Below are 14,996 nucleotides of genomic sequence, written 5' to 3' on the forward strand. Positions count from 1 at the left end.
CGACGGTGCGAACTGGTACCCGGGCAATTCGGAAGGCAAGGGCGGCATCTACAATTTCGTCACCAAGCGTGGCGACTGCCGCGGCAATAATTCCAAGATCTCCTGGACCCAGGTCGAGACCGGTTCGGCGATCACCTGGAAGTATCCGAGCTGCATCCTGCGTGGCGACAATTCGCGCGGCGAGTTTTACTCGATCGCGATCTCGAACGGCTATCAGCAGGTCGATAGCGGCACCAAGATGATCCATCTCGGCAACAACACCACGAGCCGGATCATCAGTAAGGGCATCGCGGCCGGCAAGTCCCAGAACACTTATCGCGGTCTCGTCACCGCGCACCGCAAGGCCAAGGGTGCGCGCAACTTCACCGCCTGCGATTCGCTGCTGATCGGCGACCAGTGCGGCGCGCACACCGTGCCGTATATCGAGGCCAAGAACTCCTCCGCGCTGTTCGAGCACGAAGCCACGACGTCGAAGATCTCCGAGGACGTGCTGTTCTATTGCATCCAGCGCGGCCTGTCGCAGGAGGAAGCCGTCGGCCTGGTCGTCAACGGCTTCGTCAAGGACGTGCTGCAGCAATTGCCGATGGAATTCGCCGTCGAGGCCCAGAAGCTGATCTCGATCAGCCTCGAAGGTTCGGTCGGATAGCTCACATGCACGAGTTTTGGTTCACACCAAAACTGACTGGTTACGGCGCGGTGCCATCGACGTGGGAGGGATACACCCTGGTGGGTGCATTCCTCACCATCATCATGGTCTGCGTTTCGGTGATGATCCGGCGGGCAAAATCCTACACGGCGATTTTCCCGCTGCCGATGAGAGTCCTGGCTGTCTCGACAGTCGTGTTTTTGATCATCTGCGCTTGGAAGACTGATGGGCATGGGGCTAGGTAACAAGCCTCTGAGATTTAGGAAGCCGACGATGCCCGCACTACTCGAAGTGAAAGACCTCAAGGTCAGCGTTGCCGATCGCGAGATCCTGCACGGGCTGACGCTCAGCGTGAACGCGGGCGAAGTCCACGCCATCATGGGCCCGAATGGCTCCGGCAAGTCGACGCTCAGCCACGTCATCGCCGGCAAGCCGGGCTATGAAGTCACCGGCGGCGAGATCTTGTTCAAGGGCGAGGATTTGCTCGCGATGGCGCCGGACGAGCGCGCCGCCAAGGGCGTGTTCCTGGCTTTCCAGTATCCGGTCGAGATTCCTGGCGTCGCCACGATGACGTTCCTGCGCACCGCGCTGAACGCGCAGCGCAAGTCGCGCGGCGAGGCCGAATTGTCGACGCCGGACTTTCTGAAGCGGGTCCGCGAAGTCGCCGGCTCGTTGGGCATTCCGCAGGACATGCTCAAGCGCGGCGTCAATGTCGGCTTTTCCGGCGGTGAGAAGAAGCGCAACGAGGTGCTGCAGATGGCGCTGTTTCAGCCCAGCCTGTGCATCCTCGACGAAATGGATAGCGGCCTCGACATCGACGCGCTGCGCGTCGCCTCCGAGGGCGTCAACGCGCTGCGCTCGCCGGATCGCGCCATGGTAGTGATCACCCACTATCAGCGGCTGCTCGACTACATCGTGCCGGACTGTGTGCATGTGATGTCGAAGGGCAAGGTGGTTCGCAGCGGCGGCAAGGAGCTGGCGCTCGAGCTCGAAGCCAACGGCTACGCGCAATATCAGGAAGCGGCGGCCTGAGGCCGAGGATGAAGCCATGAACGTTGCTTTGGCCAAAATCGACAAGCCGGAGATCGCGGGCGAAGCCTTCGCCGCAGTCCGTGCCCGTGTGCAGGAGCCAGTGAAAATCGCGGCCGCGCGCACGCTGGCCTACGACGCCTTTCAGCGCGTCGGCCTGCCGCATCGGCGGATCGAGGATTGGAAGTACACCGATCTGCGCGCGCTGATGAAGGTGGTCGCGCCATTGGCGCCGGCACCCGACGCCGCCACGCTGACTCGCGCCGAAGCCGCCGCCAAGCTGCACGCCATCGACGGCGTGCGCCGCATCGTGCTGGTCGACGGCGTGCTGGCGCCGAGCCTGTCCGATCTTTCGGCACTGGAGCAGGGCGTGTCGATCCGCAGCCTGCGCGATGCGCTGGCTGGCGGCGACGAAAGCCTGCTGTCGCTCGACACGGCCAATCCGATGGTGGCGCTCAACACCGCGCTGATGACCGACGGCGTCGTGATCGAGGTTGCTGCCGGCGCCGCGATCGCCCGGCCGCTGCACATCCTGCACATCGCCGCCAGTGCTGCGGCGACCAGCGCGACCCGCACGGCGGTGACGCTGGGCGAGGGCGCCAGTGCGACGCTGGTCGAAAGCTACGTCGCGGCCGAGGGCGCGACTGGTTATCAGGTCAACGATGCCGCGATCGTCAGCGTCGGCGACAGCGCGCGGTTGGAGCACGTCCGCATCGTCGAGGACGCGCGTGACGCGTTCAACGTTTCGTCCGCGGCGGTGAGCGTCGGCACGCACGCCAAGTACAACGTCTTCGGTATCGCCACCGGAGGTCTCGTCAGCCGCTTCCAGGCGGTGGTGACGATCGCCGGCCAGCATGCCGAGGTGATCACCAACGGCGTCAATCTCTTGAACGGCAATCAGCACGCCGACACCACGCTGACGATGAACCACGACGTGCCCGGCTGCGTCAGCCGTGAGGGTTTCCGCGCCGTGGTGGACGATCGCGGTCATTCGGTGTTTCAGGGCCGCATCAACGTGCGTCAGCCGGCCCAGCAGACCGACGCCAAGATGATGACGCGGGCGCTGCTGCTCTCCGACGACGCCGAGGTCGACAACAAGCCCGAACTCGAAATCTTCGCCGACGACGTTACCTGCGGCCACGGCGCCGCGATCGGCGCGCTCGACGAGCAGCTGTTGTTCTATCTGCGTGCGCGCGGCCTGCCTGAGAAGCAGGCCGAGGCGATGCTGATCCAGGCTTTCGTTGGCGAAGCGATCGAGGCGATCGCCGACGATAATCTACGTGAGCTGGTGTCCGGCGCCGCGGCGCGCTGGCTCGAGGCGAGGAGTTAACGTCATTGCGAGCGAAGCGAAGCAATCCAGCTCAGTGCACGACGTTGGATTGGTTCGTCGCTTCGCTCCTCGCAATGACGATCAGGTACGTGTGAGAAAGTTGTTTAGATGACCCATCCGGCAGTCTCCAACGGCTCCTACGACGTCGCCGAAGTACGCGCGGACTTTCCAGCGCTGGCGCTGGAGGTTTACGGCAAGCGGCTGGTGTATCTCGACAACGCCGCCTCGGCGCAGAAGCCGCGTCAGGTGCTGACGCGGATGACGCAGGCTTACGAGAGCGAATACGCCAACGTGCATCGCGGCCTGCATTATCTCGCCAATGCGGCGACCGAGGCCTATGAGGGCGGCCGCACCCGCGTGCAACATCTCCTCAACGCCAAGCGGCCCGAGGAGATCATCTTCACCCGCAACGCCAGCGAGGCGATCAATCTCGCGGCGTCGTCATGGGGCGCGCCGAACATCGGCGAGGGTGACGAGATCGTGCTCTCGATCATGGAGCATCACTCCAACATCGTGCCGTGGCATTTCCTTCGCGAGCGCCAGGGCGCCGTGCTGAAATGGGCGCCGGTCGACGACGACGGCAACTTCCTGATCGACGAGTTCGAGAAGCTGCTGGGGCCGAAGACCAAGCTGGTCGCCATCACCCAGATGTCGAACGCGCTCGGCACCATCGTGCCGGTCAAGGACGTCGTGAAGCTCGCGCATGCGCGCGGCATTCCAGTTCTGGTCGACGGCAGCCAGGCGGCGGTGCACATGACCATCGATGTCCAGGACATCGATTGCGATTTCTATGTGATGACCGGCCACAAGATCTACGGCCCGACCGGCATCGGCGCGCTCTACGGCAAGTACGACATCCTCGCCAAGATGCGTCCCTATAACGGCGGCGGTGAGATGATCCGCGAAGTGGCGCAGGATTGGGTGACTTACGGTGATCCGCCGCATCGATTCGAGGCCGGCACGCCGGCAATCGTCGAGGCGGTCGGGCTGGGAGCGGCGATCGACTACGTCAATTCGATCGGCAAGGAGCGTATCGCCGCTCATGAACACGATCTTTTGACCTACGCTGAACAGCGGCTGCGGGAGATCAACTCGCTGCGCATCATCGGCTCGCCGAAGAACAAGGGACCGGTGATTTCCTTCGAAATGAAGGGCGCGCATCCGCACGACATCGCCACCGTGATCGATCGCCAGGGCATCGCGGTGCGGGCCGGAACTCATTGCGTGATGCCGCTTTTGGAGCGTTTCAACGTCACGGCGACGTGCCGGGCGTCGTTTGGGATGTATAATACCCGTGAGGATGTCGACCAACTCGTGACGGCGCTGATCAAGGCGCAGGACCTGTTCGCATGACAGATACGATCGAAGCCAAGGCTAATATGCAGACCATCTCGGCGCTGCCGCCGGAGGAGACCGAGCGGCTCGGCACCGAGATCGTCGGCGCGCTGAAGACGGTGTTCGACCCGGAAATTCCCGCCGACATCTACGAGCTCGGCCTGATCTACAAGGTCGAGATCAAGGACGACCGCACCGTCGATCTCGACATGACGCTGACGACGCCGAACTGCCCGGCCGCGGCAGAACTCCCGACAATGGTGGAGAACGCGGTGGCGAGTGTGCCCGGCGTCGGCGTGGTCAATGTCAACATCGTCTGGGAGCCGCCGTGGACGCCGGAACGGATGAGCGACGAGGCGCGACTCGTGTTGAATATGTGGTGAGTTTGGAGCGGAGCTTTTGCTTCGTCATTGCGAGGAGCGCAGCGACGAAGCAATCTAGCTCCATGCACTGAACTGGATTGCTTCGCTTCGCTCGCAATGACGGGGTGAAATGATTATCTAAAAGCCAACCGGGCGGCCTTGAACCGCCACGAGGATGGACACGATGACGGAAGCGACACCAACGACGCCCACCAAGCCCGCCCGCCGGCCGCGGCCGCAGGTGATGCGGCTGACCGATGCGGCGGCCACGCGCGTCAAGGAGTTGATGGGGCGCGCCGACAGCCAGATCATCGGCCTGCGCGTCGGCATCAAGAACGGCGGCTGCGCCGGCCAGGCCTACACGGTCGAATACGCCCACGACGTCGCGGCGACCGACGAGGTGATCGAGGACAAGGGCGTCAAGATCCTGGTCGACCCGAAGGCCGTGCTGTTCCTGCTCGGCACCGAGATGGACTACAAGGCCGACCGCATGCAGGCGCAATTCGTGTTCAACAATCCCAACCAGATCTCCGCCTGCGGCTGCGGTGAGTCGGTCGAATTGCAGCCGGCGAAGCTCGACGGTTAGTTCGCGAAGATCATTGTACTCGAGACGTGACGGCCGGGCTTTGTCCCGGCCGTTTTTGTTGGTGCTTACACACCACGCAAAACCTCATGGTGAGGAGGCGCGAAGCGCCGTCTCGAACCATGGGACACATACACTAGCTGTGGCCCCATCCTTCGAGACGCCCGGCTTCGCCGAGCTCCTCAGGATGAGGACTCAGTGCCTGTGACGTCTAATCGGTTCCATATACGGAACCCGGCTCCGTTTAAACTGCCCTTAACACTCAACTTGCGAAGAACTTGCAGGTAAAGTGCAGGGGAGCGCTAGAATGAACCGTCGTGATTTTCTGCTGGGTGCCGCCGCGGTCGGCATCGGCTCGCCGTTGCTGGCGAAGGCCGCCATCTCATCGCTGCATGCGCAGCAGCCGGCGCCGCAGGGCGCCAAGATCGCCAAGGTGGCGATCTTTCCGGCGATCGGCTTTTCCCGCGTCGGCAATGCCGACGACTGGTTCCTGGCGCCCGAAGTGCCCGGCCTGCTGAACGAGCCTGACGGCGGCTTCAAAGATGCGCGCGGCCGCATCAAAAAACAGGTGCAGCGCTTCCGTCTGTACGGCTACGACGATCAGGGCCGCGTGGTGCGCGAGATCGACGCCGCGCAGGCGAACTGGAGCGTGCATGTCGCCAACACCAAGGCGGCCTGGTACGGCTTCGTCAACGCGCTCGACCAGGGTGACAATGCTCCGGGCGTGCCCAACCCGCAGCGCAATGCGTTCATTCCGCTCGCCAAGCGCGACGCCATGCTGTGCATCGATCCCGGCGCGGTGCAAATCTCCGGTACCTCGACAAACGCAGCCGGCGGTGATGCCAAGTACAAGATGCAGGGCCGGTTCTGGCAGACGCTCGACGTCACGCTCGGCCATCTGCGCACCGACGACAAAGGACGGCTGTTAGTCTTCGCCGCCGACGGCGTGTCGCGTTCCGCGCTGCCGCAGAATCCGGTCCGCGACTTCACCAATAATGACGGCTGGCACGACGACTGGGCGGACGGTTGGGTCAAGGCGAGCATCAGCGTCGACGGCCAGCAATTCGACTGCGAGCCGGCGTGGGTCGTGTGCTGTGGCCCGAAGTTCGCGCCGCAGCTCGAGCCGATCGTGACGCTGTACGATGCCGCGCGCGAGCCGATGATCGCGCTCGGCCAGCTCAGCGCGCCGGCCGATCGCGTCTCGTTCCGCCGCGACGTGCTGCCGATCCTGCGCCGCGCCGGCACCATGCAATGGGTCGCGGCGGCGTCGTTCCTCGGCGCTGCGTGGCACGACATCGGCGACCTGTCCGATCCGAAGGTGATCGAAACGCTGGCCAAGCCGACCGACGACAGCAAGGCCGAGCGGCGCAAGGTGTTCGACGCGTTCCGCAAGCCGGGCGGCGACGATCGCCGCGCCAATGCGGTGCCGATCATGCTCGGCGACGGCGTCAACTACCCAGACAGCGCGCATTCCTGGCTGACGCTGACGCCGACGCAATATCGCGTGCTGACGCTTTGGGCCGACGGCAAATTCGAAGCCGACTACACCGACGCCAAGGCCGACGCGGTGAAGACGCTCGACGATCTGCCGGTCGAGCTGCGGCCGGAGGCGATGACGCGCGCCGCGCTCGATGCCTGCTCGGGCGGTGCGTTTCATCCCGGCGTGGAAATTACTTGGCCGATCCGCCACAAGGAGCTGTATCGCGCGCCAAGCGATATCAAGCTGCCGTTCCGCATCGCGCTGTCGAACCGCAAGAGCCTCAATCAGGATCTCGGGCTGCAGCTCAACGCCGACAACGTCTTCGCCGGCAATCCGCAGAAGCCAGATCAGGGCAAGCCGATCGGCCCGCAGGCGCCGGGCGATCTGACGCGCTGGATGGGTGTGCCGTGGCAGGGCGATGCCTTCAGCTGCCAGGCTGTGCTGACCGCGACAGGATTCCCGACGCCGGTATGGTGGCCGGCGCTGCTGCCGGTCGATGTGCTGCCGGAGGCGTTCTATCAGCAGATGATGCGCACCGATCTCACTGAAGAAGAGCGGCTGCGCTTCTATCACACGCGCGTGCCATGGGCGCGCGGCGCCGCCGGCATCGGCCTGCATGTCGAGGCCGGCTACACCGACGGCCTGCGCCGCATGATCGAATTGTGGACCCGGATGGGCGTGATCGTGAAGAGGCCGGGGCCGAAGGGCCTGCCGGGCGTGCCCGAGCATGTCTTCGTCGAGGTGCAGCGCGGCTCGATGGACATCGTCGAACCGATCCCGACGCGCTGACGGATGCAGCGTATCGCCGTGATTGGCGCCGGGGTGGCGGGGCTCGCCGCCGCCCGCAGTCTGGCTTTAGCCGGCGAACGGCCGCTGCTGATCGCGCCGCCGCACGACGTGGCGAGCCGCGGCGAGACGCTGTCGCCACAGGCGCTGCCGTTGCTGGAGCAACTGCAACTGGGCGAGGTCGTCGACGCTAACAACGCGCTGGCGGGCGAGGGCCGGTTCTCGGTGTGGGGCGACGGCGTGCTGCGCCGTGCGGATGACAGCGCGGGCAGGGGCCTTCACCTCGATCGCGCTCGGTTCGAGCAGCGGATGCGTGAGCTGTGCGACGGCATGGCCGAACGGCTCGACGCCGCCGTCAGCGCCATGGCGCATCGCCCGAGCGGCGTGGTGCTGACGCTAGCCGACGGCCGCATCATCTTCGCCGAGGTGGCGATCGACTGCACCGGGCGGGCGGCATTGAGTTCGGGCGCCGCCAGCGAGCGGCGGCGGCTCGACCGCATGGTCGCGGCGTGGCGGCTGCTCGATCTGCCGGACGATGCCGAGACCGCAGCCGCGACGCTGATCGAAGCGGTCGAACTCGGCTGGTGGTACATGGCTCCGTTGCCGGGACGGCGGATGATGCTGGGGCTGTTCAGCGATTCCGATCTGCTCCCACGCGGCCTCATCCAGAACGGCCCGCTATGGGCGCGTCTTGCCGCCAACACCAAGGCGATTGCGCAGCGGCTGATGAGTCTCGGGCTCGATCAGCATCTCGCCGACGCGCCGCCGGCGATGGCGCCGGCCGCCACCATCACCGTCCAGCACATCGTCGAAGGCCGCATCCTGCGCGCTGGCGACGCCGCGGCCGCGCTCGATCCGCTCGGCGCCAATGGGCTGGCGACTGCGTTGTGGAGCGGCCTCGCAGCCGCCGAGGCGGCGCTCGGGCTGGTCGAGAGCAATAGCGCTGCGGCAGAAGCCTATGAGCGCGATTACCTGGCCGGCATCGCCCATCATCTCTCCACGCAGCGCGCCATGTACCAAAGCGAATTCCGCTTTGCCGATGCGCCGTTCTGGCGTCGGCGCAATTCATCCTCACCACCGCGATAACCCAAGGAGACTTGCATGAAAAACAAACCTCACTTCACCGTGGCTGCCGCGGCGGCGCTGATCGTCGGACTGCCGATCGCCGCGTCCGCTGCGGAGACCGGCAGCGCGGTGCAGATCATCGCGCCGACCGACAAGACCATTACGCCGAGCGGCACCTGGAGCATCGGTGCCCGCGCCGGCGACTTCGTCTTCATCGGCGGCATGCGTGGCACCGACCGCGTCACCGGCAAGATGGTCGACGGAGACGAGGCCCGTGTGCGCCGCATGTTCGACAACATGCTGGCCGCGGCCGAAGCCGCAGGCGCTACCAAGGCCGACGCTGTGCGGCTCACCGTGTTCGTCACCGACGTCGCGAAATATCGCCCGCTGGTCAACAAGGTACAGAAGGACATCTGGGGCGACGGCCCGTACCCGCCGCGCACCGTGCTGCAGGTCCCGGCGCTCGACCAGGGCGACATCGCCGAGATCGACGGAACGTTCTACGCGCCGGTGAAGAAGTAATAGCCGGCCTCGTCGCGCCCGCGGCCATCCTTCGAGACGCTTCGCCGAGCTCTGCGAGCTCGGCGAAGCTCCTCAGGATGAGGGGCATAGTTGTGGCGGACGAGTCGAGTCCAATGTGACGCGCATGCAGCCTCATGGTGAGGAGCGAAGCGAAGCTGCGCGTCTCGAACCATGGGGCGGGACACCAGCTTCGTCATTGCGAGCGAAGCGAAGCAATCCAGCGCAGTGCACGGAGCTGGAATGCTTCGTCGCTGCGCTCCTCGCACTGACGAAGCGGTTTCCATCCCAGATTGTGCTGGTTGCAAGCGCCTCACCGTATCCGCTAGCTTTGCGCATCGCCGTGCTGCTGAGGGGCAAGGGATGGACCGCGACTTTCTCATCGATCTGTTCGCGCCGTTCGGCGCTGTGACGATTCGGCGTATGTTTTCCGGGTTCGGCATCTCGGCCGACGAAATCACCTTCGCGCTGGTGATCCGGGATAGTTTGTACTTCCGGGCCGACGAGGTCGACTGGGTCAAGTTCGAAGCCGAAGGCTCGCAGCCGTTTCAATACTCGACACGGCAGCGGACAGTGGTTGTGAAGTCCTATTGGCGGCTGCCGGACCGGCTGCTCGACGATCCGGACGAATTGGCGGAGTGGGCGAGGGTGGCGTTGGCGGCAGCGCGGCGGGCGGCATTGGCCAAGCCACGCAAGCCACGCGGCGCAAAGACTGGTGTCAAGAAGACCTTGGGGACGAAGGTGCAGGACGGCACCAGGACGCCGAAGCCAGCATCGGCTAAAGTCGCTTCGCCCAAAATCGCTTCGGGCAAAACTGCTAGTGCCAAAACTGCCAGTGCCGAGACTGCTGGTGCCAAGCTTGCCGCTCGGCGCCTGCGCAAGGCGGGCGCGGTATCCAAGGTCAGGCCGTCCGGATCGAAACGATCGCCGGCGAGGTGATCAATTGGACGCCGGCTTCGCCTAAGTCGTGATCGGCCTGCCGATAGATTAGTTGATCGGATGCCGGCCAACATAGCTGCACCGAGCCGTGCACGACGTCGGCGATCACCAGCGCCGCGTCGCGCCGAGCGTGGTCGAACCCTGAGTCGCTGCGTCGGAAGGCACGAGTAGCTCGATCTGCCAGCACCGGCGGCCGAATCTGCTTGCACGGGAGGCAGTCACTCGCCGCGCGCTTGTCGAGCAAGACTCGGTCCTGCTCGTCGGCGCGTCTGGCACGAACTCTGCTTATGAGAATGCGAAGCATGCTTCCTAATTGGGGCTAGGTCGGCAAACCCTTGCCGGAGGAGCCGCCCGATAGGCGTTGGATCACGGTCCGGCACCGGAAGCGTGAGTCTCCGTCGTGACGGAAGCGGGCAGGTCGGCAGCCGAGCGCCGGTGAGGGAATTGGGCACGGCGGCGCATACTCGGCGTGTGCGCCGTGACAAACGAGGGACCTTGATATGGCGACCGAACTACGACTTGACGATCATGCGATCGAGCCGATCCCGGATGCTGACCGGGACTCGACCGGCGCCCAGCAGATGTGGATCTGGGCCGGCGCCAACATAGCGCCGATCAACTGGGCGCTCGGTGCTCTCGGCATCATCCTCAAACTCGGAATCTGGGACGTGATTGCCGTGATCGTCCTCGGCAATCTCGTCGGCTGCGCGCTGTTCGCCGCGTTCACCGTCATGGGGCACAAGACCGGTGTCAACCAGATGGTCCTCAGCCGCGCCGCGTTCGGCAGGCGCGGAGCCTATCTGCCGGCGGCGCTCGTCTTCCTGATGACCCTCGGCTGGATCGGCGTGAACACATATTTTCCCGTCAAGATCTCGATGGGTATCCTCGGCCAGTTCGGCGTGCAGGACACGGCCTTTCCGAACCTCGTCGTCATCACCATCATCATGGCGTTGCAGATCGGGATCGGCACCTACGGCTTCTACGCCATCCGGACTTTCGAGAAATACACCGTGCCGGCGACCGTCGTGATCATGATCCTGATCAGCGCGGCAGCATGGACGCAGCCGGGCGTGGTGAACTGGAGCCTCGTGAGCCCCCTCGCGCCGGGTGAGCGCTTCGCCATGATGACGCTGCTGACGGCCGCGATCGGCGTCGGCTGGGGCATCTCGTGGGTGACCTGGGCGTCGGACTATTCGCGCTTCGTGCGGAAAGCCGAATCCTCCGCCAGCGTGTTCTGGTACAGCTTCGTCGGCATGTATTTGCCGGTGGTCTGGCTGGGCGTCCTCGGTGCGACGATCGCGAGCGTCACCAACGATGCCGATCCCGCCAAGATGGTCAGCGCGGTGTTCGGCGGCCCGATGGCGATTCTGGTTCTCGCGCTCGTGCTGCACGGGCCGATCGCGACCAACATCCTCAATGTCTACTCGGCGACCCTTGCTTTGCTTAGCATGGGAATCCGCCTGCCGCGCATCGCGCTCGCGCTGATCGTCGGGGCGGTCGGCTATCTCGTCACCTGTTACTTCGTGTTCGCGCCGAACTTCGCTCAGGCCTTCGACCACTGGATGATCGGACTCATCATGTGGCTGAGCCCGTTCGCGGGCGTCGTGCTCGCCGACTTCTACGTCCGGCGTAAGGGCGTGGTCGAGGTGGCCGAACTCTACAAGTCGCCGGAGACGAGCGCCTATGGCGACGTGAACTGGCCGGGTATCGGGTCGTTCTTCGTCGGCCTTGCCGTCGGCTGGCTGTTCCAGAACGGACTGCTGCCGGTCTTCAAAGGCCCGATCTCGGTCTACCTGCTCGGCGGCGCCGATCTGAGCTGGCTGGTCGGCACGGTGGTCGCTGGCGGCCTCTATCTCGTGCTCAGCCCCAAGCCGGCGGTCGCCGGGGTGACCGTGACCACCTGACCGGCGAGTGGCTTTCGCGACTGAGGATCGGCGGTGGTCCGGCTGCTCGCCGATCCCGACATCAGCGCAACGGCGTAGCCTCGGGCGGCGGCGCAACTTATGCCCTCGCGGTGGCGAGCAAGGCCAAGCCGCGCGGCCGCCTGCCGAAGTCGATCAACACGACGGTCGCACTCAACAAACGCAAAGGGCCGCGAAGGCGGCCCTTGCGAAACTGATTGATCTGCTGAAGGTCTGTCAGGCGACGCGAGCCTGCTGCGCGACGCCCAGGAATTCCGGATCGGCTTCGCTGACGACGCGGTTGCGGCCATTGCGCTTGGCCGCATAGAGGCAGCCGTCAGCGCGCTCGATCAGTGAGTCTGAGTCCTCACCGGGCCTCAGAGTCGAGACGCCGGCCGAGATCGTCACCCGGCCGAGGATTTCGCCGGTCGACTTCTTCTTCAATTCCTTCGACATCACCGAGCGGCGGATATTGTCGGCGACGGTGATAGCCTGGCGCAGCGCGGTGTTCGGCAGCACCACGGCGAATTCCTCGCCGCCATAGCGGGCGGTGATGTCTCGACCCTTGATGCTCTGCTTGAGCGTCATGCCGACGAGGCGCAGCACCTGATCGCCGGTCAGATGCCCGTAATTGTCGTTGAACATCTTGAAGTGATCGATGTCCATCAGCAGCAGTGACAGCGGCTCCTGGCTGGCGGCCGCGTTGCGGATCGCTTCGGTGACGGCGCGGTCGAAGTGTTTGCGGTTGCCGAGGCCGGTCAGCGTATCGGTCACGCTCTCCGCCCGAATTGTCTCGAGGCTGACCTGGAGATTGGCGATCTCCTGCTTGGAATGCGACAGCCGTTCTTCGAGTTCGCTGTTGGTGCGGTGCATCTCGCGCGTCGATACGACGAGACGTTCCACGATCGACTTGATCTGGTCGTGATCGGTCGTTTGCGACAGATGATGGCTGGCGCCCTGCAGCTTGTCGCCGAAGCTCGCACTCGCGCCGAGCGTGTCGGCGAGCTGCGACATCATGTCGTCGATTTCGCGGACGACGCGCGCACCGATTTCATCGATGCGATCGTTGGGTTGAGCGGGAGCCAGATAGTTGTGGTGGATGTGTTCGAGGTCGGCCTCGGTTAGGCGGCCGTTATGCGTCAGCGTTTCGTTGATCGCCTTGTTGAGTTCCGGATTGTAGCCCGTGGCGTAAACGTACCAGATCTCGTAGTTGCGCGGCATGGCGCACTGGCGCAACGCCCGGATCTGGGCGAGTGCCATGTCGGCATACACCATGGTGCGATCGTGATCGTCGTCGATTGTGGCCACCAGCGTCCCCCGCCGGGCGGGCGCCCGGTCACTCGTGATCAGTGCGGTGAAGGCTAGGGCCTGACGATGAATCCCCGGTAAATATCCGGATGTGCTTTGTCGGCGCGTGCAATTTCACGTTGTACAAAACTGCACACTTTTGATCGCGAAGCTCGAAGTAACCTGCTGCGAACGCAGGCTATTCGGAGAGCGGTGATCGTGCTGATCAGACGCGCGCGCGGACCGGACGCAGCAGAAATGCCGGCAGATGCGAGTGATCGCCGGGCTCTGATACCGCCTCGCGTGCGGGCGGAGCAGATCCGAACGAAGCGTGGCTCGGCACAGATGCGGGTGCAGCGGCGCGGGGCGCTTCGCGTTCGCGTCGCGGCTTGCGATCACCGCGTGGCTCGCGGTGACCTTCGCGCGGCTCGCGATGATGTTCGCGCGGTTCGCGTGCTTCCCGCGGCTCGCGGTGCCGCTGCTCGGACGAACGCCGCGGCCGCGCGGCCTCGGGCTCAGCCTCGGCATCGCTGCCGATCGGGCCAATGTCGACGCGCGAAATCTGTTGACCGATCAGCTTCTCCACCGCCGCCATCGACTTCTGATCGGCGGGCGCGACGATCGTCACGGCGGTGCCGAGCCGTCCGGCGCGGCCGGTGCGGCCGATGCGATGGACGTAGTCGTCGGGATGATGCGGCACGTCGAAATTGAAGACGTGGCTGACTTCCGGAATATCGAGGCCGCGTGCGGCGACGTCGGACGCCACCAGGATCGGCAGCTCGCCCTTGCGGAATTGATCGAGAGCGGCGGTGCGCGCGGTCTGGTCCATGTCGCCGTGCAGTGCGCCGACGCTGAAGCCGTGCTTCTGCAGCGACTTGGCGAGGAGTGCGACTTCGCGCTTGCGATTGCAGAAGATGATCGCGTTCTTGAGGTCGGTCGCATCGCGGATCAGCTTGCGCAGCGTCTCGCGCTTTTCGTGCGGCTCGCGGCCGCAGGCGACTTGCGACTGCGTCACCGTCACGGCCGTCGAGGCCGGCTTGCTGACTTCGATTTTTTCGGGATTGTGCAGGAAGGTCTCGGTGACGCGCCGGATTTCGGACGGCATCGTCGCGGTAAAGAACAGCGTCTGACGGGTGAACGGCACCAGCTTACAGACGCGCTCGATGTCCGGAATGAAGCCCATGTCGAGCATGCGGTCGGCTTCGTCGATCACCAGCAGCTCGACTCCGGTGAGTAGCAAGCCGCCGCGCTCGGTATGGTCGAGCAGCCGGCCCGGCGTTGCGATCAGCACGTCGACGCCGCGCATCAGCTTGGTGTCCTGGTCGCCGAACGAAACGCCGCCGATCAAGAGGGCGACCGTCAGCTTCTGGCCGGCGCCGTATTTGTCGAACTGCTCTTTGACCTGAGCTGCGAGCTCGCGGGTCGGCTCTAGGATCAGCGTGCGCGGCATGCGAGCCCGGGCACGGCCCTTTTCCAGCATGGTCAGCATCGGCAGCACGAAGGCGGCGGTCTTGCCGGTGCCGGTCTGAGCGATGCCGAGCACGTCCTTGCGGGCGAGGACGTGGGGGATCGCTTGTTCCTGGATGGGAGTGGGGGACGTGTAACCGGCGGCCGCGACTGCGGCGAGGACCTTGTCGGAAAGGCCGAGATTGGAAAAGGACATTATGCCTCTGTTGTCGGCGCCCCCTGATCGCGGGCTTCTCGCCGGATCGGGACTGAACGCCACTGGTCGAA

Annotated in this window: 15 protein-coding genes; 12 read left to right on the top strand and 3 right to left on the bottom strand. The window is 64.7% G+C overall.

The genetic code is table 11. The annotated features are described in order from the left end of the window. The 11 genes from I5M_RS27865 to I5M_RS27915 form a co-directional block, all read left to right on the top strand. Positions 1–646 (top strand): SufD family Fe-S cluster assembly protein (locus I5M_RS27865; RefSeq protein WP_022724396.1); only part of this gene is annotated, 646 nt, incomplete at its 5' end. A 5-nt stretch (positions 647–651) separates the two neighbouring features. After that, the gene (locus tag I5M_RS27870) at positions 652–891 is read left to right on the top strand and encodes a hypothetical protein (protein WP_022724397.1); all 240 of its coding nucleotides are present in this window, start codon (positions 652–654) and stop codon (positions 889–891) included. Between the two features lie 28 nt (positions 892–919). After that, positions 920–1,678 (top strand): Fe-S cluster assembly ATPase SufC, encoded by a 759-nt coding sequence (gene sufC / locus I5M_RS27875; protein WP_022724398.1) that lies wholly within the window; start codon positions 920–922, stop codon positions 1,676–1,678. A 16-nt stretch (positions 1,679–1,694) separates the two neighbouring features. Then, positions 1,695–3,005, top strand: a complete 1,311-nt coding sequence (sufD, locus tag I5M_RS27880; RefSeq protein ID WP_022724399.1) for a Fe-S cluster assembly protein SufD — start codon at positions 1,695–1,697, stop codon at positions 3,003–3,005. 108 nt (positions 3,006–3,113) lie between these two features. Further along, positions 3,114–4,358, top strand: coding sequence for a cysteine desulfurase (locus I5M_RS27885; RefSeq protein WP_022724400.1), 1,245 nt, complete (start codon positions 3,114–3,116; stop codon positions 4,356–4,358). After that, entirely contained in the window at positions 4,355–4,723 is a 369-nt protein-coding gene (locus I5M_RS27890; protein ID WP_022724401.1) for an SUF system Fe-S cluster assembly protein, read from the top strand. The genes I5M_RS27885 and I5M_RS27890 overlap by 4 nt, the downstream gene beginning before the upstream one ends. A gap of 163 nt (positions 4,724–4,886) precedes the next feature. Next, positions 4,887–5,288, top strand: a complete 402-nt coding sequence (locus I5M_RS27895; protein WP_031337852.1) for an iron-sulfur cluster assembly accessory protein — start codon at positions 4,887–4,889, stop codon at positions 5,286–5,288. A 304-nt stretch (positions 5,289–5,592) separates the two neighbouring features. Beyond that, complete coding sequence (gene goxA / locus I5M_RS27900) at positions 5,593–7,554, top strand: CTQ-dependent glycine oxidase GoxA (RefSeq protein WP_022724403.1); 1,962 nt, start codon at positions 5,593–5,595, stop codon at positions 7,552–7,554. Positions 7,555–7,557: 3 nt separating this feature from the next. Beyond that, positions 7,558–8,637 (top strand): NAD(P)/FAD-dependent oxidoreductase, encoded by a 1,080-nt coding sequence (locus I5M_RS27905; protein WP_022724404.1) that lies wholly within the window; start codon positions 7,558–7,560, stop codon positions 8,635–8,637. 15 nt (positions 8,638–8,652) lie between these two features. Then, positions 8,653–9,138: a RidA family protein gene (locus tag I5M_RS27910; protein WP_022724405.1), complete on the top strand. Its 486-nt coding sequence runs from the start codon at positions 8,653–8,655 to the stop codon at positions 9,136–9,138. 240 nt (positions 9,139–9,378) lie between these two features. After that, positions 9,379–10,074, top strand: a complete 696-nt coding sequence (locus I5M_RS27915) for a TfoX/Sxy family protein (RefSeq protein WP_307707526.1) — start codon at positions 9,379–9,381, stop codon at positions 10,072–10,074. On the opposite strand, the gene I5M_RS27920 is transcribed toward I5M_RS27915, so the two are convergent. After that, positions 10,037–10,318, bottom strand: coding sequence for a hypothetical protein (locus I5M_RS27920; RefSeq protein ID WP_022724407.1), 282 nt, complete (start codon positions 10,316–10,318; stop codon positions 10,037–10,039). The genes I5M_RS27915 and I5M_RS27920 overlap by 38 nt on opposite strands. Positions 10,319–10,574: 256 nt before the next feature. On the opposite strand from I5M_RS27920, the gene I5M_RS27925 reads away from it, so the two are divergent. Next, the gene (locus tag I5M_RS27925; protein ID WP_022724408.1) at positions 10,575–11,978 is read left to right on the top strand and encodes a cytosine permease; all 1,404 of its coding nucleotides are present in this window, start codon (positions 10,575–10,577) and stop codon (positions 11,976–11,978) included. A 234-nt stretch (positions 11,979–12,212) separates the two neighbouring features. Here the strand turns inward: I5M_RS27925 and I5M_RS27930 are convergent, their stop codons facing one another. Further along, on the bottom strand, positions 12,213–13,283 hold the full coding sequence (locus tag I5M_RS27930; RefSeq protein ID WP_022724409.1) for a GGDEF domain-containing protein: 1,071 nt from the start codon (positions 13,281–13,283) through the stop codon (positions 12,213–12,215). A gap of 205 nt (positions 13,284–13,488) precedes the next feature. Continuing rightward, positions 13,489–14,925, bottom strand: coding sequence for a DEAD/DEAH box helicase (locus tag I5M_RS27935; protein WP_022724410.1), 1,437 nt, complete (start codon positions 14,923–14,925; stop codon positions 13,489–13,491). Positions 14,926–14,996: the final 71 nt, after the last annotated feature.

It is taken from the genome of Rhodopseudomonas sp. B29 (assembly GCF_000333455.1).
Classification (GTDB): Bacteria; Pseudomonadota; Alphaproteobacteria; order Rhizobiales; family Xanthobacteraceae; genus Rhodopseudomonas.

Bases quoted from the DNA above. Each gene is read 5' to 3' on its own strand.
- I5M_RS27870 (WP_022724397.1), top strand. From the start codon at position 652: ATGCACGAGTTTTGGTTCACACCAAAACTGACTGGTTACGGCGCGGTG.
- sufC (WP_022724398.1), top strand. From the start codon at position 920: ATGCCCGCACTACTCGAAGTGAAAGACCTCAAGGTCAGCGTTGCCGAT.
- sufD (WP_022724399.1), top strand. From the start codon at position 1,695: ATGAACGTTGCTTTGGCCAAAATCGACAAGCCGGAGATCGCGGGCGAA.
- I5M_RS27885 (WP_022724400.1), top strand. From the start codon at position 3,114: ATGACCCATCCGGCAGTCTCCAACGGCTCCTACGACGTCGCCGAAGTA.
- I5M_RS27890 (WP_022724401.1), top strand. From the start codon at position 4,355: ATGACAGATACGATCGAAGCCAAGGCTAATATGCAGACCATCTCGGCG.
- I5M_RS27895 (WP_031337852.1), top strand. From the start codon at position 4,887: ATGACGGAAGCGACACCAACGACGCCCACCAAGCCCGCCCGCCGGCCG.
- goxA (WP_022724403.1), top strand. From the start codon at position 5,593: ATGAACCGTCGTGATTTTCTGCTGGGTGCCGCCGCGGTCGGCATCGGC.
- I5M_RS27905 (WP_022724404.1), top strand. From the start codon at position 7,558: ATGCAGCGTATCGCCGTGATTGGCGCCGGGGTGGCGGGGCTCGCCGCC.
- I5M_RS27910 (WP_022724405.1), top strand. From the start codon at position 8,653: ATGAAAAACAAACCTCACTTCACCGTGGCTGCCGCGGCGGCGCTGATC.
- I5M_RS27915 (WP_307707526.1), top strand. From the start codon at position 9,379: ATGCTTCGTCGCTGCGCTCCTCGCACTGACGAAGCGGTTTCCATCCCA.
- I5M_RS27925 (WP_022724408.1), top strand. From the start codon at position 10,575: ATGGCGACCGAACTACGACTTGACGATCATGCGATCGAGCCGATCCCG.
- I5M_RS27935 (WP_022724410.1), bottom strand. From the start codon at position 14,925: ATGTCCTTTTCCAATCTCGGCCTTTCCGACAAGGTCCTCGCCGCAGTC.